We start from the raw sequence: 22,447 nt of genomic DNA, 5'->3' as shown, positions 1-22,447 counted from the left end.
TCCGGCCGCCCTCCGGTCCCGGCGACGGTCGTCTCGGCGGTCGCTCCGGCGGCGGGACCGGCGACCGGGACCGCCCGCGCGGGGCTCCCGGTCCGGGGGCTACGCCAGGTCGGGGACGCGCGGCATGCGCAGCTGCACCTCGGTGCCCTCGCCGGGGCCGGTGCGGATGCGCGCGGAGCCGCCGTGGCGGTCCATCCGGCCCAGGATGGAGCCGCGCACGCCCATGCGGTCCTCGGGGACGGCGTCCATGTCGAATCCGGCGCCGCGGTCGCGGACGAACACCAGCACCTCCTCCTGGTCGACCTCGCCGAACACCGAGACGCTGTCCGTCCCGGCGTACTTGGAGGCGTTGACCATGGCCTCGCGGGCGGCGCGGAGCATGGCGGCCAGCGCGTCGTCCATGGGGCAGTCGCCCACGCACACCACTTCGATGGGGACCCCGTGCTCCTCCTCGACCTCGGCGGCGACGCGTTCGAGCGCGGGCGAGACGGTGGTGTCGGCGTCGGCGGGCCGCTGGTAGAGCCAGCTGCGCAGGGCGCGCTCCTGGACGCGGGCGAGGCGCTGCACCTCGCGGGGGTCCTCGGCCCGGCGCTGGATGAGGGTCAGGGTGTGCAGGACGGAGTCGTGGATGTGGGCGGCGAGTTCGGCGCGCTCGGCGTTGCGGATGCGCTCGCGGCGCTCCTGGTCGCGTTCGCGGATCAGCCCGATGATCCAGGGGGCCACGATGAGCGCGATGCCCGCGAGCACGGTGAAGGCGAAGGTCAGGCCGGCGCGGGCGTTCTGGAGCTGTTCCTGGAAGACGAGGAAGCCGATGGCGCCGACGACGACGAGCAGCACGCCCGCGCCCGCGCGCATGATGCCCTTGGGTGAGGAGCGGCTGACGGTGCTGGTCATCCACTGGTCGCGCTGGGACGGGTTGGCCTGCTGCCAGAGGATGATGCCGCCGAGGGTGCCGAAGACCACGAACCACAGCAGCGGGTCGAAGACGCCGCCGAAGAGCAGGAACAGGAGGCCGAGTCCGGCGGCGAGTCCGACGTAGGCGATGAGCTGGGAGAGGTCGCGGCCCTTGCGTCGGCTCTCGGGCTCGGCGGCCTCCTCCTCCGAGGAGTCGTTGGGCACGAAGAAGTACAGGGCGGCGTAGACGGCGATGCCGATGCCGCCCACGGACAGCGCCATGAAGGCGAGGCGGACCACCACCGGGTCCAGGCCCAGGTGGCGTGCGAGCCCGGCGGCGACGCCGCCGAGGAGCCTGCCCCTGACCGCGCGGGTGAGCCGCGGGGTGTCCGCGGCCGTTGCTGCCACCGCCCGATCACCGCTTTCGTCCGTGCGGCGGGGAGGATGTGCGCGCCCGCCGCGTTCGTGGGTCCTGTGCTGTCCAGGATGCCCCCTCCGGTGCGGACCGGGCATCGGGGGCGCGCCCCTGGTCCTGGCCGGGCCCCCGTCAGGGTGGGTTCAGGGTCGTCCCGGATGTGCTGGTGGGCGGCGACGGGTGACCATGGGTGGGTGAGGAGAGCGCGGTGAGTGACCATGACTGACGACCCGGTACCGGAGGGCGCCCCGGCCGCGTCCGCTGCCGGTACGGCGGAGGCGGGCGCCGGGGCCTCCCCGCGCGAGCTGCGCAAGGGGGACGAGGAGCGGGTCCTGGCCGGTGTGTGCGCGGGCCTTGGCCGGTACACCGGGGTGGATCCGGTGGTGTGGCGTGCGGCCTTCGTGCTGACCTCGTTCGCCGGGGCGACGGGGCTGCTGCTCTACATCGCCGCGTGGATGCTCATGCGCGACGCCCAGGGTGTTCCGGCGACGTTCGAGCAGATGCTCAACCGCAGCATCCCGCCGAGGACGGTGCCCAAGCTGCTCGCGGTGGGGCTGGCGGTCGCGACGACGTTCAGCCTGGTCGGCGGGTTGGGGTGGTCGACGCTGGTGCTGGCGGTGCCCCTGGTGTTGGGGCTCCTGGCCGCGCGCAACCGGGGCGTGGACCTTCGGACGGCGTTCACCGAGCTGCGCGAGGACCTGCGGGCCACGGATCCGCCGCCCGCGACGCCGTCCCCGGAGCCGACCGCGACCTACTACAACCCGGCCCAGCCGTGGGCGTCCGCGCCGCACGGTCCGGTGGACCTGGCGGTGGTGTCGGAGCGCGGCGCGGCGCGGGACGCCGGAGGGGACGAGGACGAGGAGGAGGGGCGTTCCGGCGGGTCGGGCGAGCCCGGCGCGCGGGGGGCGGATGACGAGGGCCGCGACCCCGGGGGCAGGTGCCTGCCGCTGGCCTCCATGGCCCTGTGGACGGTCGTGGCCGGGGCGGTCGTGGTGTCGGTGCTGGAGTCCGGCTGGTCGTCCTCGCTGTGGAGCGGGCGGACGGTCGACCTGCTGTTCGGTCCGGAGACCGGGGTGTTCTTCCTGGCCGGGGCCCTGGCGGTGGTCGGCGTGTACGCGCTGGTCGGCGCCTGGGCGGGCAATCCGCGGGGGCTGCTCCCGATGGGCGCGGCGGCCGTTCTGCTGCTGGTGCTGGCGTCGGTGACCGACCTGACCCGGGTGCGGATCGGCGACGAGACGTGGCGGCCGACCACGGTGGCCGCGGCCGAGTCCGGCGACCACCGGCTCACCGTGGGCTCGGGCACCCTGGACCTGACCGGGTTGGAGGACCTGGAGCCCGGCGAGGCCGTCGACGTGTCGCTGTGGATGGGGGCGGGCCGCGTGGAGCTGGTCCTGCCCGAGGACGCGGAGGTCGCGGTGCACTCGAAGATCGGTCTGGGGGGTGTGGACTTCGCCGAGGACGGGCGGGACGACATGTTCGGGGTCTCCCTGGACCACGAGGAGGTCCACGGGGCCGCGGCGGACGCCGGGGCCCGGGACGGGCAGGCGCGGGGCGGCGACGGGGCCGGGGTCCCGCGGATCAACGTGCGCACCGACTCACTGGTCGGGGTCGTGGAGGTGAAGCGTGGCGGAGCGTAGGACTGACTGGGGCTCGCTGGTCGCGGGTCTGCTGTTCCTCGGCCTGGCGGTCGGGTTCGTCATGCGCGGCACGGGCGACTGGGAGTTCAACGTCCTGTGGGTGCTGCCGGTGCTGTTGGCGGGCCTGGGCGCGGCCGGGGCGGCCCGAGCGCTCGCCCGGCACCGGCGCGAGCGGCCTGCCGGGAAGAGCCGCTCCGACACCTTGGAGTGACGGGCACGCCCCTGTGGGGCGGGGCCGCGAGAGCCACAACGGAAAACACAGGGACCCGCTGGGGACGCGGGAAACGCGGGGCGCCGACCGGGACGGGGAGGCGCCCCGCGGCTTGTCCTCCGGAAGGCGGGCGACGGGCGCGCTCCCTGTTCGGATGCCCGGGAACCCGTCGGAGGCGGGCGGGGAGGATGCCCCCGATTGCCCGGGCCCGGCCCGGTCCGCCGTGGCTCAGGGCCGCGGGCGCTGCTCGGCGATGGCCGCGAACGCGGTCACGTCCAGCGACTCGCCCCGGGCCGAGGGGTCCACGCCCGCCGCGCGCAGGGCGGTCTCGGCTGCGGGCGGCGAACCGGCCCACCCGGCCAGGGCGGCGCGCAGGGTCTTGCGGCGCTGCGCGAAGGCGGCGTCGATCACCCGGAAGACCTCCTCGCGGCTCGCCGTGGTGGCGGGCGGCGGGCGGCGGATGAGTTCGACCAGCCCGGAGTCGACGTTGGGGGCGGGCCAGAACACGTTGCGGCCGACCGCTCCCGCGCGTCGGGCCCCGGCGTACCAGGCGACCTTGGCCGAGGGCACTCCGTAGACGCGGCCGCCCGGGGAGGCGGTGACGCGGTCGGCGACCTCGGCCTGCACCATGACCAGCACCCGCCGCAGGCTGGGCAGCAGCTCCAGCAGGTGCAGCAGGACCGGGACGGACACGTTGTAGGGCAGGTTGGCCACCAGCGCCGTGGGTTCGGGGCCGGGCAGCCCGGTCACGCGCATGGCGTCGCCGTGGACGACGGTGAGCCGGTCGGCGAGGTCGGGCGCGTGGTCGGCGACGGTGCCCGGCAGTGCCTCGGCCAGCGCCGGGTCGATCTCCACGGCGGTCACGTGGCGCACGTGCGGGAGGAGCGCCAGGGTGAGCGAACCCAGGCCCGGGCCGACCTCGACGACGGCGTCCTCCTCGGTGACCCCCGCGACCCGCACGATGCGGCGGACGGTGCCGTGGTCGATGACGAAGTTCTGGCCCAGGGTCTTGGTGGGCCGGATACCGAACCGCTCCGCGAGTGTGCGCACGTCGGCGGGGGTGAGCAGGCGGGAGCGGTCGTCGGGTGCGGGTGTCTGTGTCACCCCCACATCTTGCCAGCTCCCGCACGTCGTCCCGTTTGCGGCGGATCCGGGCGGTGGTCCGTCCGGTCCTCCGGTCGCCGTCCCGGGCCGGGTCGGGTCCGGGTCAGTCGAACAGGTGCGTGCCGCAGTAGGGCCGCTGGCTCCGCCAGTCGCCGCCGGCGCTGTCGTAGAGCTGCTGGACGCGCCGGGTCTGCTCGGCGGGGCTGGCGTCGGGGGGCGCGCCGCCGTCCTCTGGCGCGGCGGGCGTCCTTTCCCAAGGCGACGGTCTCCGGGGTGCTGGATATGGCTTTTTCGCCCTTTTCGAAAAGGTCGATACGGTTTTCCCGTGCTTTGTCCGGCACGGGCGCGCTCCTGCGCTCTGGCACCGGAGACGGTGTGGCGGAATTTTTTTCCGGAGTCGGGAAGGGCTCTTCCGCCAGCGAGCATCGACACATTAACACCGCTCGTACGAGCGTTTTTGTATCTGACCGAAAAGGGGGAGGGCTCGCGGACCCTCGAAACAGGATTCCCTTTTCGCCCCCTTTTTCACCCCTCCGATCCCCTCTGCCACGGCGGCGCCCCATGGGTGCCGCCGTGGCACGGCGGAACCGGAGCCTGCACAATGAACCGAGCGCCGTTCTGGTCGCGCGCGCTTCCCTCTACCGCCTTGGAGACCTCCCCATGGGACCCCTGAACGGAATCCGCGTCGTCGAGTTCACCGGGATCGGCCCGGCTCCGATGGCCGGGATGCTCCTCGCCGACCTGGGCGCCAGCGTCATCCGCCTCGACCGCCCCGCGGCCGCCGACGCGATGAACTCCGGAGCGGGCGGGCCCCACATGAGCGAGGGGCGCACCGTCCTGCCCGCCGACCTCAAGTCCGAGGAGGGCCTCGCGCTCGCCCGCGACCTGGTCTCCCGCGCCGACGTGCTCCTGGAGGGCTTCCGCCCCGGGGTCATGGAGCGCCTGGGCCTGGGCCCCGAGGTCTGCCTGGAGGCCAACCCGGGCCTGGTCTACGCGCGGGTCACCGGCTGGGGCCAGGACGGACCGCTCGCCCGCACCGCCGGGCACGACATGAACTACATCTCCGTGAACGGCGCCCTGCACGCCATCGGGCGCGCGGGGGGCCCGCCGGTCCCCCCGGTCAACCTCCTGGGCGACTTCGCCGGGGGCACCATGTTCGCGGTCACCGGCGTCCTCGGCGCGCTGGTCGAGCGCCACTCCTCCGGTCGCGGCCAGGTCGTGGACGCCGCGATGGTGGACGGCAGCGCGCTGCTGATGTCGATGCTGCACGAGGACCGCGCGCGCGGTTCCTGGAGCGACGAGCGCGGTACCAACTACCTGGACACCGGCGCCCCCTGGTACGACGTCTACGAGTGCGCCGACGGCCGGTACGTGTCGGTCGGCTGCATCGAGCCCCGGTTCTACGCCGCGTTCCTGGAGGGCACCGGTCTGGCCGGGGAGGACCTGCCCGACCAGTGGGACCGGTCGGGCTGGCCCCGGCTGCGGGAGCGGTTCGCCGAGGTCCTGCGCACCCGTACCCGCGACGCGTGGGGCGAGGTGTTCGAGGGCGCCGACGCCTGCGTGACGCCCGTCCTGTCCCTGGAGGAGGCCCCCGACCACCCGCACGTGCGCGCCCGCGGCTCCCTCGTGCGCGAGGGCGACCGGATCCTGTCGGGCCCGGCTCCGCGCTTCGACCGCACCCCGGGCGGGGTCACCCGGGGAGCCGAGCAGCCCGACACCGCGCGGACCCTCCGGGAGTGGGGCCTCACCCCCTGACCGAAACCCCGTCCGCGCGCCGCCCGGTTCCCGGCCGAAACCCCCCTCGCGCACGCCGTCGCCCGTACCGCCCCACGCGCCGAGCCGCGTGAATCCCCCTACGCGGCACGGAGAATGGCTAGGGTGAGCGACCAGTTCCGGCTGAGCGCGCGACGGGGGGGGTCCGCCATGCCACGACGACTCGTCACACCGGGGGCGCACTGGGGAGCGCGCCTGGGTGCCCTGCTGCTGTCCGCGGCGGTGCTGCTGTGCGCCGCGCCCGCCGCGTCCACCGCGTCCGCCGCGGTTCCCGCGGAGACCGAGGCCCTGTCCGGGCCCGAGGGGCCGGCCGGGCAGCGTGAGGGACCCGTAGTGCTCGTGGGGGTGCCGGGGCTGCTGTGGCAGGACGTGAACCCCGAGACCACTCCGGCCCTGTGGGGAATGGCCGAGGAGGGCTCGATCGGCAACGTGTCGATCCGCACCGCCACCTCGCGCACCTGCCCGACCGACGGCTGGCTGTCGGTGTCGGCCGGGCAGCGCGCCCTGTCCATCCGGGAGCGCTTCACGGTGTGCGAGGCCGCCCCGGAGCCCGAGCGCACCGGCTCGGGCGCGGTCGTCCCGGGTTTCGACGCCTACGTCAGCCAGAACGCGCGGACCGCCTTCCAGGCCCCCGTGGGCCTGCTCGGGCAGACCGTGCGCGAGGAGGGCGGGACCACGCTCGCCGTGGGCCCCGGCGCCGCACTGGGCGTGGCCGACGCCTCCGGACGGGTGGACCACTACGTCGACGACGTGCGCGAACTGACCACCGACCGCCTGGAGGGGGTCTCCCTCGCGGCGGTCGAACTGGCCGGGCTCACCCGCCTCTACCCCGACTACCCGGACCCGCCGATCACCGACGAGGAGGCTCGGGAGGCCGCGCAGGAGCCGGTCGGCGAGGCGGCCGACGAGGACGAGGAGGCGGGCGGGGAGGCCGAGGGCCCGCCCGAGCCCGACCCCGAGGACGTCCCCGAGTGGGAGCGCGACAAGGCGCTGGCCGCTCTGGACGAGCGGCTGCGGACGCTGGAGCGCGTGCTGCCGACCGGCTCGTCGCTGATGGTGGTCGGCGTCTCCATGGACACCGGGCCCTCCCAGCTCACGGTGGCCGTGTCCGGGGAGATCGGAGAGGCGGGCTTCACCGGGGAGGGGTCCTTCCTGGCCTCGGACTCGACCCGCCGGGCCGGCCTGGTGGTGCTCACCGACACCACGCCGACCATCCTGACCGCCCTGGGGATGCGGGCCACCGAGCCGACCAGCGGCCGGCCCTGGCACCTGACCGAACGGCCCTCGACGACCGACGAGGCCGTCGGGCGGCTGGTGGAGTTCAACACCGCCGCGGTGGTGGTGGGCGCCGCCATCCCGGGCTTCTTCAGCGGCCTGGTCGCCTTCCAGCTGCTCGTCTACGCGGCGGCGGCCTACGCGCTGCACCGCTACTCCAACCGGCAGCGCGGCAAACGCGCGCGCGTGCTGACGCTGACGCGGGTGGTGGCGCTGGCCGGGGCGGCCTTCCCCGTGGCCAGCTACCTGGCCAACCTCATCCCGTGGTGGGCCGCGCCCTCTCCGCTGGTGCCGCTGCTGGTGTGCGTCCTGGTCGCGGACGCCCTGGTGGTGGCGCTGGCCATGGCGGGGCCGTGGCGGCGCACCGCCCTGGGTCCGATGATGGTGGTGGCCGGCACGACCACGGTGGTGCTCTTCCTGGACCTGTGCTCCGGCGCCTACCTCCAGATGAACTCGCCCACGGGGTACTCGCCGATCGTGGCGGGCCGGTTCTACGGGGTCGGCAACATCGCGTTCGCGACGTTCGCGACCGGCATGCTGATGACGGTGGCGGGCATCTCCCACGAGCTGATCTCACGGGGGTGGCGCCGCTCCGCAGTGGCGGTGACCCTGGTCGTCGGCGCGTCGACGGTGCTGATCGTGGGCTGGCCGGGCCTGGGCACCGACTTCGGCGGGGTGATCGCGCTGATCCCCGGCCTGGCGGTGACGACGATGATGATCGCCGGGGTGCGCGTGACGGCGGTGCGCCTGGCCGTGGTGGCCCTGGTGACGGTGGCGGCGATCTCGCTGATCTCGTGGCTGGACTACCTGCGCCCGCCGGGGGACCGCAGCCACCTCGGCGCTTTCGCCGGACAGGTGGTCAACGGCGAGGCGGCGTCGGTGGTGGCCCGCAAGCTGAGCGCGATGCTGGGGACCCTGGGCAACTGGCAGCTGACCCTGCTGGCGGCGTGCGCGCTGGTGTTCCTGTTCGTGATGCTCCACCGGCCGACCCACTGGCGGATCGGCGCGCTCCAGGTGGCCTACGAGTACGCGCCGACGCTGCGGGCGGGACTGACCGGCTCACTGGTGACCGCGCTGGTGGGCTTCGCGGTCAACGACTCGGGGGTGGCGATCCCGGCGATCGCGCTGACGGTGGTGGTACCGCTCACACTGTCGGTGTGCGTGTGGGCCCTCCAGCAGAGGGACGAGGACCGGACACCGGCCCCCGAACCCGTCGAGAACGCCCAGTGCATGTGATGCATACCTCATAAAGCACACGGGGAGCAAAGGACGCGAGCACGACCTTGCGTCGCTCACGTCACGAATCGGCCACGGCGCTGTGGTAAAGTCCGTGGCTGGACGGCCTCTCATGGGAGACACCCGGCGCTTCGCCGGGCGCGGAGCCGGTCCGACCGACCGTTCGGAAGAGGCCAGGCACCGCCGTCCGACGGCCACCCCCGCCGCACCGGCGGGGAATGCCCGCCCCCGCGGGCTGGTTTGCACAGTTGCCGAGGGCGGGAGTGGCCCGAGGCAGCGGCTCGGCGCCCACCAGCGCACCGTCCGTCCTCGCCGCCTCCATCGCAAGGGCACGGACACGCAGGAACTTCCGGCCCTGGTCCGTACGTTTGCCCGGTGACTGCGTCTCACGCGGACCCGTCCAGCAGACCCAGGCGAGAAGGGCGTTTCACCCCCGCACCGGGGGCATCACGCAAGGAACTTGATGAACCATCAGCTTGGCCACCGCGGTAACACGACCAACGTCCCGGTCGGCACGCGCTCGTGGAGCCGCGTGCGGCCCACCGCGCCGATCCGTCGGGCGAGGCCCGAATACGCCGGAGTCGCCATGCCCGACCTGAACATCTCCTCCACCCTGCACGACGCCGGACGGGTCCTGGCGTTGGACGGGGAGATCGACATGGCCACCGAGCACCGCTTCCAGGAGGCGGTGACCGAGGCTCTGACCACGCAGCCCTTCGGCCGTGTGGTCCTGGACTGCGCCGACCTGCGGTTCATCGACTCCAGCGGTCTGCGCGTCCTGATCCGCGCGCACAAGGCGGCCAAGGAGCAGAAGGCGGTCCTGGCCATCGCCTCACCCATCCACCGGGTGCTCCAGACCCTGCGGGTGACCTCGCTCGACACGCGCATCCCCGTCTTCACGACGGTCTCGGAGGCGCTCACGGCGCCGCGCGCCTAGCGCCCGTGCCGCTCACCCCCGGGCAGCCCCCGGACACACGTCGCCAGCGGACACGGCCACAGCACACACGCGAGGGGCGCGACCACAGCGGTCGCGCCCCTTCGTCGTGTCCGGTGCCGCCGCGCCCGCGGTCGGCGGACCGCCGGCCCGTGCGAACCGGTCTAGAAGAGCAGCAGCCAGACGCCGAGGCCGGTCACGGCCGCGTTGACCAGGAAGAAGACCACGACCCACAGGGTCCCCGGCACGCCGGTGAGACGGGCCAGCTGGTCGGCGTCGGAGTGCGGTGAGGGGTTGCGCCTGCGCTGGGCCTGGAGTTCGATCACCGGCCGCACGCCCGCGAAGAGCAGGAACCAGATGAACAGGTAGGCGAAGGCCGCCTGCACCTCCGGCGGGGTGAACCAGCTGATCCCGAACACCACCGCGCCGGTCACCACGATCGACACCACGCCGTAGACGTTGCGGATCATCAGGAGCATGGCGGCGAGCACCACGATGCTCAGCCACAGCAGGGCGGTGACGCGGTCCGACATGAGCATGAGGATGCCGAGCAGGCCGATGACCGACGAGGCGACGTAGCCCGCGAAGACCGTCAGGACCATGCCGACACCGGTCGGTTTGCCCCGGGACACGGTGACCCCGGAGGTGTCCGAGTGCAGGCGGATCCCGGTGAGCTGGCGGCCGCTGAGCAGGGCGACCAGGGCGTGTCCGCCCTCGTGGGCGATGGTGACGACGTTGCGCCCGATCCGCCAGGGCGGTCCGAGCAGCACGGCCGCCAGGGCCAGCACCGCCGCGGTGACGATGATCCACCGCTCCGGTTCGGGCTGGACCGACAGCACTTCCCGCCAGACGTCGCCCAAGGTTGTCCCCACGTGTGCCCCCGACTCTGGTTCGGCCCGATCGTGCACGGGCCCACCGGTGCGCGCCGCGGTTGCCGGGAGACGCGTGGAACAGGGGCCCTTGCCGAACTTTAGGGCATGTGGGGAAGTTCCGTGTTCTGTCGCGGAATGCGAACGCTCCCCGAGAACAATGTGACTTCCTTGCGCCGATGAACTGGCCAAACGAGGGTCGCCAGCTTACATTCATCACTGTCAGTGATTTTCTGGCTACTCAAAGCAAGGATTATTGTGAAGCGTATCGCTGGACTCGCCCTTATGGCCCTGACCGCCGGTGCCGTCATCGGCGCTGCCTCCCCCGCCGTCGCGGACGAGGAGCACAACGGCTACCACGGTCACCACGACAACGGCTGGCACCACGATCACGGTGACAACGGGCACGACCACGGCGACAAGGGCAGGGACCACAAGGGCGAGGACGACGACAAGGGCAAGAAGGACAAGCGCGGGAAGGGCGACCGCGACGGCCGCGACGGCGACGACCGGCGCAAGGGCGACCACGAGGACCGCGAGGGCCACGACCGCAAGAAGGGCGACCACGAGGACGAGGGCAAGAAGGACAAGCGCGGGAAGGGCGACCGCGACGGCCGCGACGGCCGCGACGGCCGCGACGGCGACGACCGGCGCAAGGGCGACGACCACGGCGACAAGGACCACAAGGACCACAAGGGCAAGGACCACAAGGACGGCTACTACGAGGACGACGAGGACGAGGACAAGGACCACGACCGGCGCTAGCCGCCGGGTCCGCGCGTCCGGCTGAGCACGGCGCGCCCGCGCAGGAGGGGGCGCGCGGCGCCGACGCGGCGGACCCGCTCTCCTCATCGCAGCGCCGCCCGCGGCCCCCGACCCGCGGGCGGCGTCTGTCGTGTCGGCGTCCTGCCGGACAGCCGCTCAGTCCTCCCGCGACTCCGCCGCGGCCTTGAGGCGCACCAGGGTCTGCTCGATGCTCCGCGCGTTCCTCGCGGGCATCCCCATGAGGACGTAGAAGGCCGGCAGGCCCCTGGAGTAGTCGAAGGTCTCCGTGACTCGGGTGCCCCCCTCCGCCAGTTCCTCCAGCTCGTAGCGCCAGCGGTGCGGGCCGAAGTGCCGCCAGGCGATGAGGCGGTCCTCCTCGTACTCCACCACCCGGTTGGTGATCCGGTAGCCGACGCCGAACATCCTCATGTCCATGCCGAACTCGCTGCCCCGCTCCAGCCGCTCCGGGCCGAAGAGGGTGGAGAGGACGGTGTCGGAGCCGTCGAACTCGGCGTGCCGCTCCGGCGCCGCGATGATGTCGAAGATCCGCTTGGCGGGAGCGTCGACCACGACGCTCCGCGCAACCCTGTGTTTGGCCATGACCGCATCATGGCAGCGCCGCGCGGACCGGCCCCGACCACCCCGTCGGATCCGGGTTCAGGCCCGGACGGCGTGCCGCTCCACCGCCGCGAGCCCTCCGCCCTCCGCGGTGACGTGCACCACCCAGAAGGAGCCCTTGCGCAACCCCAACTGCTGGGAGAACGGCGCGTCCAGCCGCGTGAGCGCCTCGGCCATGAGCTGCGGGACCAGTTCGCCGTGCGTGCACACGACGGTCGGCCTCCCCTCGGCCAGGACGCGCGCGAACGCCTCGCGGGCCTCCTCCACGCCGTACGAGGAGCCGTCGGAGGACGAGCGGATCGTGAACGCCCGCTCGGTGCGCGTGGGCACGTCGTACTCCACCGTGTAGGGCAGCAGCGACTCGGTGCACCGCGCCGCGGCCGACGTCACCACGCGGGGCCGCCCGTAGGCGCTCAGCACCCGGGGCAGGGCCAGGGCGTCGGCGCGCCCGGTCCCGTCCAGGGGCCGCAGGAGGTCGTCGTCGGTCCAGGCGCCCTTGTCCCCCGCCGACAGGTGCCGCAGCAGGATGACGGGGAAGGTGGTCGCGGGCCCGGCCAGGAAGTTGTCGACCACCCGCACGTCGTGGTCGTAGGTGAGGCGGTCACGGGCCTCCTCCACCGGCACCCACTCGACCAGGTCCACCTCCCCGTTGGGCGGGTAGTCGATCCCCGCGGCCGGGTCGGCGGTGGTGGCCGCCCACCACTCCACCTGCTTGGGCCAACCGTCCTTGAGGTAGCGCTGCGGGGGGAGCCTGCGGCCCAGCACGGGGGTCAGGCCGGTCTCCTCGACCACCTCGCGGACCGCGCCGGTCACGGGGTGCTCGCGGCTCTTGAGCTTGCCCTTGGGCAGGGACCAGTCGGCCCGGTCGGGCCTGCGGACCAGGACGATCTCGGTGCCGCCCGGGCCCTCGCGCCACAGCAGGGCGCCCGCGGCGCGGATGGGTTCGAGGTAGCCGCCGACCGCCGTCTCGCGCAGGGGCCCGGACCCGCGGGCCCCCTCGACCGATCCCTCCACGTCTCCCCCGTTCTGTACGGTGCTCACCCGCCCTCCACCACGCGCAGGTGGCGGTCGCCGCGCAGGCTGTCCTGGAGGTCGGTGAGCGGTCGCCCGTCGCTGTCGCGGGTGAACCGGGTCCACGTCCCGTCGGGTTCGAGCCGCCAGGACGAGGTGCCGTCGTCCATCGCCAGGTCCATGAGGCGCACCAGCCTGCGGCACTGCTCGGTGTCGGCCACGCGCACCAGGGCCTCGACCCGGCGGTCGAGGTTGCGGGGCATCAGGTCGGCGCTGCCGAGCCACACCTGGGGCCGCCAGCCGTTGGCGAAGACGAAGATGCGGGAGTGCTCCAGGAAGCGGCCCAGGATGCTGCGCACCCGGATGTTGTCGGACAGCCCGGGCACCCCGGCGCGCAGGACGCAGCTGCCGCGCACCCACAGGTCGACGCTCACCCCGGCCTGGGAGGCCCGGTACAGGGCGTCGATGATCTCCTCGTCGACCAGGGAGTTGACCTTGATCCGGATGCGTGCGGGCTCGCCCTTGAGGCTGTTGTCGATCTCGACGGCGATCTGTTGGAGCAGGCTCTTGCGCAGAGAGGAGGGCGCCACGAGCAGGCGCTTGTAGTGCTTCTTGCGGGAGAAGCCGGTGAGGCTGTTGAACAGCTCGCTGACGTCCTCGCCCACCTCGGGGTCGGCGCTGAACAGGCCGAAGTCCTCGTACATGCGGGCGGTGCTCGGGTTGTAGTTGCCGGTGCCCACGTGGCAGTAGCGGCGCAGCAGCCCGTCGTCGTCGCGGCGCACGACCATGGACAGCTTGCAGTGGGTCTTGAGGCCGACGACGCCGTAGACGACGTGGCAGCCCGCCTGTTCGAGCTTGCGGGCCCACTGGATGTTGTTGTGCTCGTCGAAGCGGGCCTTGATCTCGACCAGGACCACGACCTCCTTGCCCTCGCGGGCCGCCTCGATGAGGGACTCCACGATGGGAGAGTCGCCGCTGGTGCGGTACAGGGTCTGCTTGATCGCCATGACCTCGGGGTCGGTGGCGGCCAGGGCCAGGAAGCGCTCGGTGGTGGTGGCGAAGGACTCGTAGGGGTGGTGGACGAGTATCTCGCGTTCGCGGACGGCGGCGAAGAGGTCGCCTGAGGTCAGGGCGAGCGGTTCGACGGGGACCATGGGCGGGTAGTGCAGCTCGGGGCGGTCGGTGTCGGCGATCTGGGACAGCCCGGCGAGGTTGAGCGGGCCGGGGACCCGGTAGATCTCCTCCTCCTCGGCGCCCAGCTCCTCGGTGAGTATGGCCAGTGCCTCGTCGCTGATGTCCTGTTCGACCTCCAGGCGCACGAGCGGGCCGAAGCGGCGGCGCAGCAGCTCGTTCTCCAGGGAGGTGACGAGGTCGTCGGTCTCGTCCTCGTCGACCTCCAGGTCGGCGTTGCGGGTGACGCGGAAGGCGTTGTGCTCCAGGATCTGCATGCCCTCGAAGAGCTGGGGCAGGTGGGCGGCGACGATGTCCTCGACCGGGACGAACCGGCCGCCCTCGCGGTCGCCCAGCTCGATGAAGCGGGGCAGGGAGCTGGGGATCTTGACCCGGGCGAACATGCGGCGCCCGTCGTGGGGGTCGCGGACGGCGACCGCGAGGTTGAGCGAGCGGCCGGAGATGTAGGGGAAGGGGTGCGCGGAGTCGACCGCGAAGGGTGTCAGCAGCGGGTAGACCGAGCGCTGGAAGTAGCCGCGCAGGTTCTCGCGCTCGACGGTCTCCAGCTCGTTCCAGCGCACGACGCGGATGCCGACCTCGCGCAGGGCGGGCGCGACGCTGTCGTGGAAGCAGGCGGCCTGGCGGAGCATGAGTTCGCGGGTGAACCGGGAGATGCGCCCGAGCAGCGCGCGGGGGTGGTGTCCGCTGGAGGAGGCGACGGCCAGGCCGGTGGCCAGGCGGCGTTTGAGCCCGGCCACGCGCACCATGAAGAACTCGTCCAGGTTGCTGGAGAAGATCGCCAGGAACCGCGCGCGTTCCAGGAGGGGGACGTCCTCGTCCTCGGCGAGTTCGAGCACGCGCTGGTTGAAGCGCAGCCACCCCTCCTCCCTGTCCATGAACCTGTCGGCGGGAAGCTCGGGCGTACCGGCGGCGGGCCCCTCGGGTGTTGGCGCTGTTTCCGTGCTCACAGTGGGCAGAATCCCCCTTTTCCATGACCGCAAGGTGACAACCCCGTGAGGGGAAAATGACCGCGACACGACTGGTGTGGACCCTCTGTAGCCCTATGCCCGTTCCCGACGCGGTTTTCCCCTTCCGACCGCGGGTTTTACCGTTCGTCCGGTGGTCGGGTCCGGTCACATGACGCCGGTCTGGAGATCGGGGGGCATGAGCATCAGGAACATGCCGACGCGCATCACCACCTGGATCCACGTGTTGCGGAAGCACGTCCACAGGTAGCCGTAGAGGAGGCTGGCCGTGGCGTAGGTGAGCAGGGCCAGGCCCGTGTTGTACACCAGGTCGGCCCCCGGCAGCTGGGACACCGCGTCGTAGGGCTGGATGAGGGCGTAGGTGAGGGCGAAGACCACCGAGGTGGTGACGATGCCGCCCCAGCGGCCCATGAGGATCTCCAGGCGGGTCTGCACCATCCCCCGGAAGAAGATCTCCTCGCACACCGCCATGACGGTGAACGCGAGCACGTAGCCCAGCAGTTGGAGGGAGGGCCCCGGCAGCCCCAGGCGCGGGATGAGCAGGTAGCCGATCAGGACCAGCGCGATGGCGATCGGGACCATCCCGAGCCAGCGCCAGGGCTCGGACACCTTCAGCGCGACCGCGGGCATGGCGGTGCCCTTGCCGTCCAGGGTGATGCCGGAGCGGTCCATGACCAGCAGCGGCAGGGTGAACAGGAACAGCAGGCGCGAGACCAGGGCCTCGGACATGGCCAGGTCGGCCCCGAACACGGCCTCGTAGGTGGCGAAGACCATCGACAGCAGCGCCATGGACACCACGAAGCCGGCGAGGAACAGTCCCAGCCAGCCCAGTTCCCGGCCGATGGGGTGGCCGTCCATCGCCTGGACGACGCGGCGGTCCAGCTGGTCGCGGGCACCGAAGCCCCTGACCATGGCCCAGGCCAGGATGCCGCCGATCAGCATCGGGGACCAGGAGATCAGGAAGAGGACCAGGGAGTCGTCGAGGACGTCGGAGCGGAGTACGGGGTGGACGAGCATCGGCACCGTGACGAACACCAGGGCGGCCAGCACCCCCCAGACGAGCCCCCATCTTCGCACCATGGTCACAAGAGTCCCCCCTGTCTCAGAACTCTCATTCTGCCCAAGGGGAAACTAAAAGCTACTTAATGACTACGGTATGTCGCCACTCGCCTCGACATGTCCCGTCACGCCGAGGGGCCGCTCCCCAGGGAGCGGCCCCGGCGGTACGCGGGTTCGGGGGCCCTTCAGAAACCGTTGTCGAGCACCGAGCGGAGGAAGGACTTGGTGCGCTCCTCCTTGGGGTCGCCGAAGATCTGCTCCGGCGTGCCCTCCTCGGCGATCTGGCCCTGGTCGAACATGAGCACCCGGTGCGACACGTCGCGCGCGAAGCCCATCTCGTGCGTCACGCACAGCATCGTGATGTCCGTGGTCTCGGCGACCTCGCGCAGCACGTCCAGGACCCCGGCCACCAGCTCCGGGTCCAGGGCCGAGGTGACCTCGTCCAGGAGCAGGATCTCCGGCTGCATGGCCAGCGCGCGGGCGATCGCCACGCGCTGCTGCTGGCCGCCCGAGAGCTGGGTCGGGTGGGCGTCGATCTTGTCGCCGAGCCCGACCAGCTCCAGCAGTTCCTCGGCCTTGGCGTTGGCCTCGCCCTTGGGAGTGCCCAGCACGTGCACGGGCGCCTCGGTGACGTTCTGCCGGACGGTCATGTTCGGGAACAGGTTGAACTGCTGGAACACCATGCCGACGCGCTTGCGGCGCGCGCGCAGGTAGGACTCGTTCGCCCGGGTCAGGCCCTGCCCCTTGCGCATGTGGCTGAAGGGCTCGCCGCCCACCCAGATGACGCCCTCGGTGACCTTCTCCAGGGTCATCAGCAGGCGCAGGATGGTGGTCTTGCCCGAACCGCTGGGGCCGATGAGCGTGACCCGCTCGCCGGGGGCGACGGAGAAGTTCAGGTGGTCGAGCACCGTGAGGTCGCCGAAGCGCTTCACCACGTCGTCGAAGACGATCAGGGACTGGTCCCGGGGGCCGCTGCCGACACCCTGGGGTTCTTCGTTCACGGGGGTGTCAGACGGCGGCATAGCGTCGCTCCAGTCGTCGGATGAGGATGGCGGACGGGATGCTCACGAGCAGGAACAGGATCCCGACCAGGGTGTAGGCCTCCACGATGCGGAAGTCCGCGCTGCCGACCTGCTGGGCCTCGGTGAGCAGCTCGGGCACGCTGATCGCCAGCAGCAGCGGCGTGTCCTTGAACATGGCGATGAGGTAGTTGCCCAGCGCCGGGATGGTCCTGCGGATCGCCTGCGGCAGCACGATCGCGCCCCAGGTGCGGCTGGCGGGCAGGCTCAGCGCCCGGGCCGCCTCCCACTGCCCCTTGGCCACGCCCTCGATACCCGAGCGGTAGACCTCGGCGGTGTAGGCCGCGTAGTGCACGCCGATCACGACGACGCCCACGGTCATGGCGGAGACGCCGGCCGGGGTCAGGAGGAAGACGAACACCAGCTGGATGATCAGCGGGGTCGTCCGGATGAACTCCATGACCGCGTGCAGGACGGGGCCGAAGAACGGCGTCCGGCGAGCGATGGCGATCGCCAGGCCCAGGACCAGCGCGATCAGGTAGCCGAGCACGGTGACCTGGACGGTCACCCACAGTCCGCCCAGCAGGTCGGGCATGACCTCGAAGGTCCACTCGAAGTCCCAGAACATCACTTGGCCACCCCCGCCTTCGCGTCGACGGCCGGGGGCCGCAGGAGGGACGCCAGGCCTCCGCCGCCCGGCGCGGCGCGGCCCAGCTTGCGGTTGGCGCGGCGTTCGAGCAGTCGCATGCCGAGGATGAGCACCTGCGCGATCAGGTAGTAGAGGACGAAGGCGCCGATAAAGGCGATCACCGTCTCACCCGTGGCCTGGCGCATGTTCTGCGCCACGGCCGTCAGGTCGGCCACACCGATGAGGTAGGACACCGCGGTGGCCTTCATCAGCTCGATGTTGAGGTTGCCGAACGTGGGCAGCATCTGGGCCCAGGCCTGGGGCAGCACGACCAGGCGCGTCCGCTGGAACCAGGAGAGGTTGAGTGCGACGGTGGCCTCGACCTGCGGCCTGGGCACGGCGTTAATGGACGAGCGCACGACCTCTGCCCCGTAGGCGCCCAGGTTGAGGCCCACGGCGAGGATCGCGGCGAAGTTGTCGGCCAGCTGGTAACCGGTCAGCTGGGGCAGGGCGAACGCCATCCAGAACATCAGCACCAGGGCGGCGATGCCCCGGAACACCTCCACGTAGACCGTGGCGACGGCCCGGGGGAGCCAGTGGTGGATCGTCCCCATGATCCCGAAGACCATGGCGAGGACGAAGGCCAGCACGATGCCCCCGAGGGTGAGCTGGATGGTGACCCACGCGCCCTCGGCGTAGAGCGGTAGCCGCTGGATCAGGAAGTCCACTGCGGGTTCATCCCTCGCAGAGTTCGGCGGTGGTCGTGTCGTCGGGCAGGTCGGCCTCGGTGAAGCCCCACTCCTCGCCCAGTTCCAGGAGGCGTCCGCTCTCCTTGAACTCGGCGATCACCCGGTTGACCTCCTCCAGGAGCTGGGTGTCCTGCTGGCGCAGGCACAGCCCGCCCCAGCCCTTCTCCTCCCGGCCGTCGATCTCGGGGAAGAAGGGTTCGGTGACCTCGAAGGGGCCGCCCCGGTCCTGGAGGAGGTAGGTGTGGGACACGCTCAGCATGGACATCGCGTCCACGCGCCCGGCCTGCAGCAGTTCGTAGCCCGCGGTCTGGTTGGGGATGAGCTCCATCTGGTCCTCGGGGACCTCGAAGTACTCGGCGTAGGTCTGCTCGACCGAGCCGTTGAGGACCGCGAGCACGAGGTCGGGGTTGTCCGCGAAGTCCGTGAAGTGCTGGATGTTCTCCGGGTTGCCCTCCGCCACCATGAAGGCCTCGGGGGAGGTGGCGGTGGGCTCGCTGAAGGCGACCTGTCCGCAGCGCTCGGGGGTGATGAACATGCCCGCGGCGATGACGTCGAAGCGGTTCGCGTTCAGGCCGGGGATCAGTCCGTCCCAGTTCACCGAGGAGGCCTGGATCTCGGGGACGCCCAGCTCCTCGAAGACCGCCTTGGCCACGGCGGGGGACTGCCCGGCCGGGTTGCCGGAGTCGTCGACGAAGCCGAAGGGGATCTCGTTGGCGAGGCCGACGGCCACGAAGCCCTGTTCGCGCAGCCGGTCCAGGGTCGAGGCGCCCTCCTCCCCCTCTCCCCCGCCGTCGACGCGGGTGCAGGCGGCCAGTCCGAGGGTGGCCAGCCCCACGCCTCCCAGGCGGAGTGCGTCACGGCGGCCCCAGGTTCCTCTGCGTACTGCGGGTACCGGCTTCTTCACGACTGCTCCTCGAAAGACTCGCGGGAGCGGCGCCCTCGCCTGGCTGGACGACAGCGCCGCGCATTCGGATAGGTACTGGCGTGGGCGGCTCGCGGCGCCGGGCCGCGGCTGCGGCCGCCGCCCGGGGACAGGGCGCGGCGGCACAAGTACGGGGGACTCCCTCCCCGGGCAGGACCGGCAGTAACAGGACCCGATTAGTCCGTTATGCACTGGTTATTCACGTGCAGTCTCGGGGTGACCCGGCCTTTGACCTGCTCAGGGCGGGTCACCTGGTGCTCGTGACTTTGGGTCCGATTCTCCGTCACCCTGGGGCGCCACCCGCACGACACTCCGAGGACGCCCGGACGCCGCCTTCCGCGAACACGAACGGGCGGGGCCGACCGGCCCCGCCCGCGTGGTCTGACAGTCCTGGGATCAGGCCTCAGGCGTCTTCCTCGACGACGAGGGGGTAGACGCCGTTCTCGTCGTGCACCTCACGACCGGTGACGGGCGGGTTGAACACGCACAGCACGCGGAAGTCCGTCTTGGGGCGGACGGTGTGCCTCTCGTGGCCGTCGAGCAGGTAGAGGGTGCCCGGGGTGATGAGGTGCTTCTCCCCGGTCTCCTCGTTGGTCAGCTCGGCCTCGCCCTCGATGCAGTGCACGAGCTCGACGTGGTTGGCGTACCAGAAGGTCGACTCGGTGCCCGCGTACAGGACGGTCTCGTGGAAGGAGAAGCCGACCTTGTCCTTGGCCAGGACGATCCGACGGCTGCGCCAGTTCTCCGTCTTGATGTCGGCGTCGGTGTCGTTGACCTCGTCCATGCTGCGAACGATCACTGTGCTCCCCCTCTACGCGCTCTCAGCGCTCCTGTGGTGGTACGGCACACGGGGAGGGGCCGGACGACGTCCCGAGGGTCGCCGCCCGGCCCCGCACCGTGTGGTGTGGAAATCCCCCTGTGGGAGTCCCTAGGCGGGCTGGGCCGCCTTGACCGCGGCGCGGGCCGCGTCAGCCATGATGTCAAGGCCGGCCGTGAGTTCCTCCTCGCTCGCCGTGAGCGGCGGCAGGAGTTTGGCCACCTCGTCCTCGGGGCCGGAGGTCTCCAGGAGCAGGCCCCGGTCGAAGGACTCGGCGGCGACCTTCTTGGCGATGTCGGTCCGCTCGAAGGCCAGGCCCCGGGCCAGGCCGCGGCCGCGCACGTGCGCGCCGAACTCGGCGTGCTCGGCGGCCATCTCGGCCAGGCGGGCGGCGACCATGTCGCCCTTGGCCTTGACGGAGTCGGCGAAGGCCGAGTCGCTCCAGTAGCGGCGCAGGGCCTCGACGGCGGTCACCATGGCCGGGTTGAACCCGCGGAAGGTGCCGTTGTGCTCGCCCGGCTCCCACACGTCCAGCTCGCGCTTGAACAGGGTGAGGGCCATGGGCAGGCCGTAGCCGCTGATGGACTTGGACAGCGTGACGATGTCCGGGATGATGCCGGCCTCCTCGAAGCTGAAGAAGTCGCCGGTGCGGCCGCAGCCCATCTGGATGTCGTCGACGATCATGAGGATGTCGTACTCGCGGCACAGGTCCGAGAGCTCGCGCAGCCACTGGGCGCTGGCGGCGTTGATGCCGCCCTCGCCCTGGACCGTCTCGACGATGACGGCGGCGGGCTTGTCCAGGCCGCTGCCGCTGTCGTCCAGCAGGCTGCGCAGCCACAGGAAGTCCGGCGTCTTGCCGTCCAGGTAGTTGTCGAACGGCATCGTGGCGACGTGGCCCAGCGGCACGCCCGCGCCGCCGCGCTTCATCGAGTTGCCGGTGACGGCCAGGGCTCCCAGGGTCATGCCGTGGAAGCCGTTGGTGAAGTTGACGATGGTCTCGCGACCGGTGTACTTGCGGGCCAGCTTGAGCGCGGCCTCGACCGCGTTGTTGCCCGCGGGGCCGGGGAACTGGACCTTGTAGTCGAGGCCCCGGGGTTTGAGGATGATCTCCTCGAAGGTCTTCAGGAACTCGCGTTTGGCCACGCTGTAGGCGTCGAGGCTGTGCACGATCTTGTCGTCGGTCAGGTACTCGATGAGCGAGGTCTTCAGCTCCGGGTTGTTGTGCCCGTAGTTGAGCGACCCCGCTCCCGCGAAGAAGTCGAGGTAGGGCTTGCCGTCCTCGGAGTAGACGTGGCTACCGACGGCCCGGTCGAACACGACCGGCCAGTTCCGGCAGTATCCGCGGACTTCGGACTCCAGGCGCTGGAAGGTCTCCATCGTGTGTTCCTCGGTTCCTTTATCCCAGGTTCGTGGGCTCATGGCTTGGGCGACGGGGTGGGTCGAACGGGTCCGGTGCGGACGGTCGGTCATGCTCCGGGCCCGGCTCCGAGAGGTCCGATGCGTACGAGGTCCTCGGGGTCGTGGGGGGTGTCCTCCTGAGGGAAGTGTTCCCCGGTGAAGAGCGGACTCCACACGGCCTCGGCGTCCCGGTCCCGGGCGAACGAGGCGAACAGGGCGCGGGAGGCGGTGTTGTCGGCGGTGACGGTCGCCTCGAGGTAGCGCAGGCCGCGGTCGGTGATCCGGTCGCCGACGAAGTCGAGCATCCGGCGGGCCAGCCCCTGTCCGCGGTACGCGGAGTCGACGGCGACCTGCCAGAGGAAGTACGTGTCGGGGTCGTCGGGCCGCACGTAGCCGGTGACGTAGGCCGCGACACGGCCCTCGTCGTCGCGGGCGACGACGCTGGTCGTGGCGAAGTCCCGGCACCAGAGCGCGTAGGCGTACGGGGAGTTGGCGTCCATGCCGTTCTCCCGCGCCAGCCGCCACATGTGCGGTCCGTCCTCCGGGGACGGGTGCGACAGGCGCACGCCTCCACGGCCCGCGGCGCCTGGATTCTCCGGGGCCGTGGCCCCGGTGTCAGTCCGGTCGCGTGCTTGGAGGTTCGTTCGTAGATGTGGCACGTCGATCGAATTTAGCGAACGAATGTCAATGACATTTCGTGGAGGCCGCTCGCGGATGTTTGGGCAGACCGCCTATGGGTATGGCCTGTTTATTTAGCGGCGCCCCAAAGCTCTGACCTGGACTTTCGGGGGACGTCCGGGAGCGGACGGGACACGCGCTCACGCCCCGCCCAACAGGGGGTTCGGCGCCGCGGCCGTGGGGAGCGGGCTCGGGGCTCCGCCGGGGAGGGCGGTCGCCGGCGCTCGGGGGGCCGACAACCGTCAGGGTCAAACATAGATCCTCGCGGAGCAATATTAA

General features: G+C 71.5%; 20 protein-coding genes. 6 read left to right on the top strand and 14 right to left on the bottom strand.

The annotated features are described in order from the left end of the window. Positions 1-99: 99 nt before the first annotated feature. Positions 100-1,302 (bottom strand): ATP-binding protein, encoded by a 1,203-nt coding sequence (locus EV372_RS14460; RefSeq protein ID WP_130396404.1) that lies wholly within the window; start codon positions 1,300-1,302, stop codon positions 100-102. A gap of 219 nt (positions 1,303-1,521) precedes the next feature. Between EV372_RS14460 and EV372_RS14455 the strand changes: the two genes are divergently transcribed. Together EV372_RS14455 and EV372_RS14450 are read left to right on the top strand one after the other, a co-directional pair. Then, entirely contained in the window at positions 1,522-2,946 is a 1,425-nt protein-coding gene (locus tag EV372_RS14455; RefSeq protein WP_130396403.1) for a PspC domain-containing protein, read from the top strand. Continuing rightward, positions 2,933-3,157, top strand: coding sequence for a hypothetical protein (locus EV372_RS14450; protein ID WP_013156217.1), 225 nt, complete (start codon positions 2,933-2,935; stop codon positions 3,155-3,157). The genes EV372_RS14455 and EV372_RS14450 overlap by 14 nt, the downstream gene beginning before the upstream one ends. A gap of 228 nt (positions 3,158-3,385) precedes the next feature. Here the strand turns inward: EV372_RS14450 and rsmA are convergent, their stop codons facing one another. Continuing rightward, positions 3,386-4,267 (bottom strand): 16S rRNA (adenine(1518)-N(6)/adenine(1519)-N(6))-dimethyltransferase RsmA, encoded by an 882-nt coding sequence (gene rsmA, locus EV372_RS14445; protein WP_019610166.1) that lies wholly within the window; start codon positions 4,265-4,267, stop codon positions 3,386-3,388. 654 nt (positions 4,268-4,921) lie between these two features. Here rsmA and EV372_RS14435 point away from each other — a divergent pair. From EV372_RS14435 to EV372_RS14425, 3 genes are all read left to right on the top strand, one after another. Further along, the gene (locus EV372_RS14435; RefSeq protein ID WP_130396402.1) at positions 4,922-6,016 is read left to right on the top strand and encodes a CaiB/BaiF CoA transferase family protein; all 1,095 of its coding nucleotides are present in this window, start codon (positions 4,922-4,924) and stop codon (positions 6,014-6,016) included. Positions 6,017-6,184: 168 nt separating this feature from the next. After that, positions 6,185-8,545, top strand: coding sequence for a hypothetical protein (locus EV372_RS14430; protein WP_130396401.1), 2,361 nt, complete (start codon positions 6,185-6,187; stop codon positions 8,543-8,545). Between the two features lie 586 nt (positions 8,546-9,131). Continuing rightward, positions 9,132-9,482 (top strand): STAS domain-containing protein, encoded by a 351-nt coding sequence (locus EV372_RS14425; RefSeq protein WP_017567895.1) that lies wholly within the window; start codon positions 9,132-9,134, stop codon positions 9,480-9,482. Between the two features lie 161 nt (positions 9,483-9,643). Here EV372_RS14425 and EV372_RS14420 read toward each other — a convergent pair whose 3' ends face one another. Beyond that, on the bottom strand, positions 9,644-10,339 hold the full coding sequence (locus EV372_RS14420) for a M50 family metallopeptidase (RefSeq protein WP_013156211.1): 696 nt from the start codon (positions 10,337-10,339) through the stop codon (positions 9,644-9,646). A 267-nt stretch (positions 10,340-10,606) separates the two neighbouring features. On the opposite strand from EV372_RS14420, the gene EV372_RS14415 reads away from it, so the two are divergent. Then, complete coding sequence (locus EV372_RS14415; RefSeq protein ID WP_486483979.1) at positions 10,607-11,113, top strand: hypothetical protein; 507 nt, start codon at positions 10,607-10,609, stop codon at positions 11,111-11,113. A 156-nt stretch (positions 11,114-11,269) separates the two neighbouring features. Here the strand turns inward: EV372_RS14415 and EV372_RS14410 are convergent, their stop codons facing one another. From EV372_RS14410 to ectA, 11 genes are all read right to left on the bottom strand, one after another. Then, positions 11,270-11,713 carry an SRPBCC family protein gene (locus tag EV372_RS14410; RefSeq protein WP_130396400.1) on the bottom strand — a complete coding sequence of 148 codons (444 nt, stop codon included), beginning with the start codon at positions 11,711-11,713 and terminating at the stop codon, positions 11,270-11,272. Between the two features lie 57 nt (positions 11,714-11,770). Next, positions 11,771-12,772, bottom strand: coding sequence for an NUDIX hydrolase (locus EV372_RS14405; protein ID WP_130396399.1), 1,002 nt, complete (start codon positions 12,770-12,772; stop codon positions 11,771-11,773). Continuing rightward, positions 12,769-14,880, bottom strand: coding sequence for an RNA degradosome polyphosphate kinase (locus tag EV372_RS14400; RefSeq protein ID WP_130396398.1), 2,112 nt, complete (start codon positions 14,878-14,880; stop codon positions 12,769-12,771). Before EV372_RS14400 ends, EV372_RS14405 begins: the two co-directional genes overlap by 4 nt. Positions 14,881-15,045: 165 nt before the next feature. Continuing rightward, complete coding sequence (locus EV372_RS14395; protein WP_197044257.1) at positions 15,046-15,978, bottom strand: CPBP family intramembrane glutamic endopeptidase; 933 nt, start codon at positions 15,976-15,978, stop codon at positions 15,046-15,048. Positions 15,979-16,142: 164 nt separating this feature from the next. After that, positions 16,143-16,979 carry an ectoine/hydroxyectoine ABC transporter ATP-binding protein EhuA gene (gene ehuA, locus EV372_RS14390; protein ID WP_130396397.1) on the bottom strand — a complete coding sequence of 279 codons (837 nt, stop codon included), beginning with the start codon at positions 16,977-16,979 and terminating at the stop codon, positions 16,143-16,145. Continuing rightward, positions 16,966-17,604, bottom strand: coding sequence for an ectoine/hydroxyectoine ABC transporter permease subunit EhuD (gene ehuD, locus EV372_RS14385; protein ID WP_130396396.1), 639 nt, complete (start codon positions 17,602-17,604; stop codon positions 16,966-16,968). Before ehuD ends, ehuA begins: the two co-directional genes overlap by 14 nt. Continuing rightward, entirely contained in the window at positions 17,604-18,332 is a 729-nt protein-coding gene (gene ehuC, locus EV372_RS14380; protein WP_130396395.1) for an ectoine/hydroxyectoine ABC transporter permease subunit EhuC, read from the bottom strand. Before ehuC ends, ehuD begins: the two co-directional genes overlap by 1 nt. A 7-nt stretch (positions 18,333-18,339) precedes the next feature. Then, positions 18,340-19,188 (bottom strand): ectoine/hydroxyectoine ABC transporter substrate-binding protein EhuB, encoded by an 849-nt coding sequence (gene ehuB / locus EV372_RS14375; protein ID WP_130398922.1) that lies wholly within the window; start codon positions 19,186-19,188, stop codon positions 18,340-18,342. A 490-nt stretch (positions 19,189-19,678) separates the two neighbouring features. After that, positions 19,679-20,074 (bottom strand): ectoine synthase, encoded by a 396-nt coding sequence (locus tag EV372_RS14370; protein ID WP_130396394.1) that lies wholly within the window; start codon positions 20,072-20,074, stop codon positions 19,679-19,681. Between the two features lie 129 nt (positions 20,075-20,203). Then, on the bottom strand, positions 20,204-21,469 hold the full coding sequence (gene ectB, locus EV372_RS14365; RefSeq protein ID WP_130396393.1) for a diaminobutyrate--2-oxoglutarate transaminase: 1,266 nt from the start codon (positions 21,467-21,469) through the stop codon (positions 20,204-20,206). An 89-nt stretch (positions 21,470-21,558) separates the two neighbouring features. After that, positions 21,559-22,056, bottom strand: a complete 498-nt coding sequence (gene ectA / locus EV372_RS14360; RefSeq protein ID WP_130396392.1) for a diaminobutyrate acetyltransferase — start codon at positions 22,054-22,056, stop codon at positions 21,559-21,561. Between the last annotated feature and the right edge of the window lie 391 nt (positions 22,057-22,447).

It is taken from the genome of Nocardiopsis sp. CNZ308 (assembly GCF_004217075.1).
The sequence above is the reverse complement of the archived record's forward strand: the minus strand, read 5'-3'. Positions and strand labels throughout refer to the sequence as shown.

Bases quoted from the DNA above. Each gene is read 5' to 3' on its own strand.
- EV372_RS14435 (WP_130396402.1), top strand. From the start codon at position 4,922: ATGGGACCCCTGAACGGAATCCGCGTCGTCGAGTTCACCGGGATCGGC.
- EV372_RS14410 (WP_130396400.1), bottom strand. From the start codon at position 11,713: ATGGCCAAACACAGGGTTGCGCGGAGCGTCGTGGTCGACGCTCCCGCC.
- ehuD (WP_130396396.1), bottom strand. From the start codon at position 17,604: ATGTTCTGGGACTTCGAGTGGACCTTCGAGGTCATGCCCGACCTGCTG.
- ehuA (WP_130396397.1), bottom strand. From the start codon at position 16,979: ATGCCGCCGTCTGACACCCCCGTGAACGAAGAACCCCAGGGTGTCGGC.
- EV372_RS14395 (WP_197044257.1), bottom strand. From the start codon at position 15,978: ATGGTGCGAAGATGGGGGCTCGTCTGGGGGGTGCTGGCCGCCCTGGTG.
- EV372_RS14425 (WP_017567895.1), top strand. From the start codon at position 9,132: ATGCCCGACCTGAACATCTCCTCCACCCTGCACGACGCCGGACGGGTC.
- EV372_RS14430 (WP_130396401.1), top strand. From the start codon at position 6,185: ATGCCACGACGACTCGTCACACCGGGGGCGCACTGGGGAGCGCGCCTG.
- ectB (WP_130396393.1), bottom strand. From the start codon at position 21,469: ATGGAGACCTTCCAGCGCCTGGAGTCCGAAGTCCGCGGATACTGCCGG.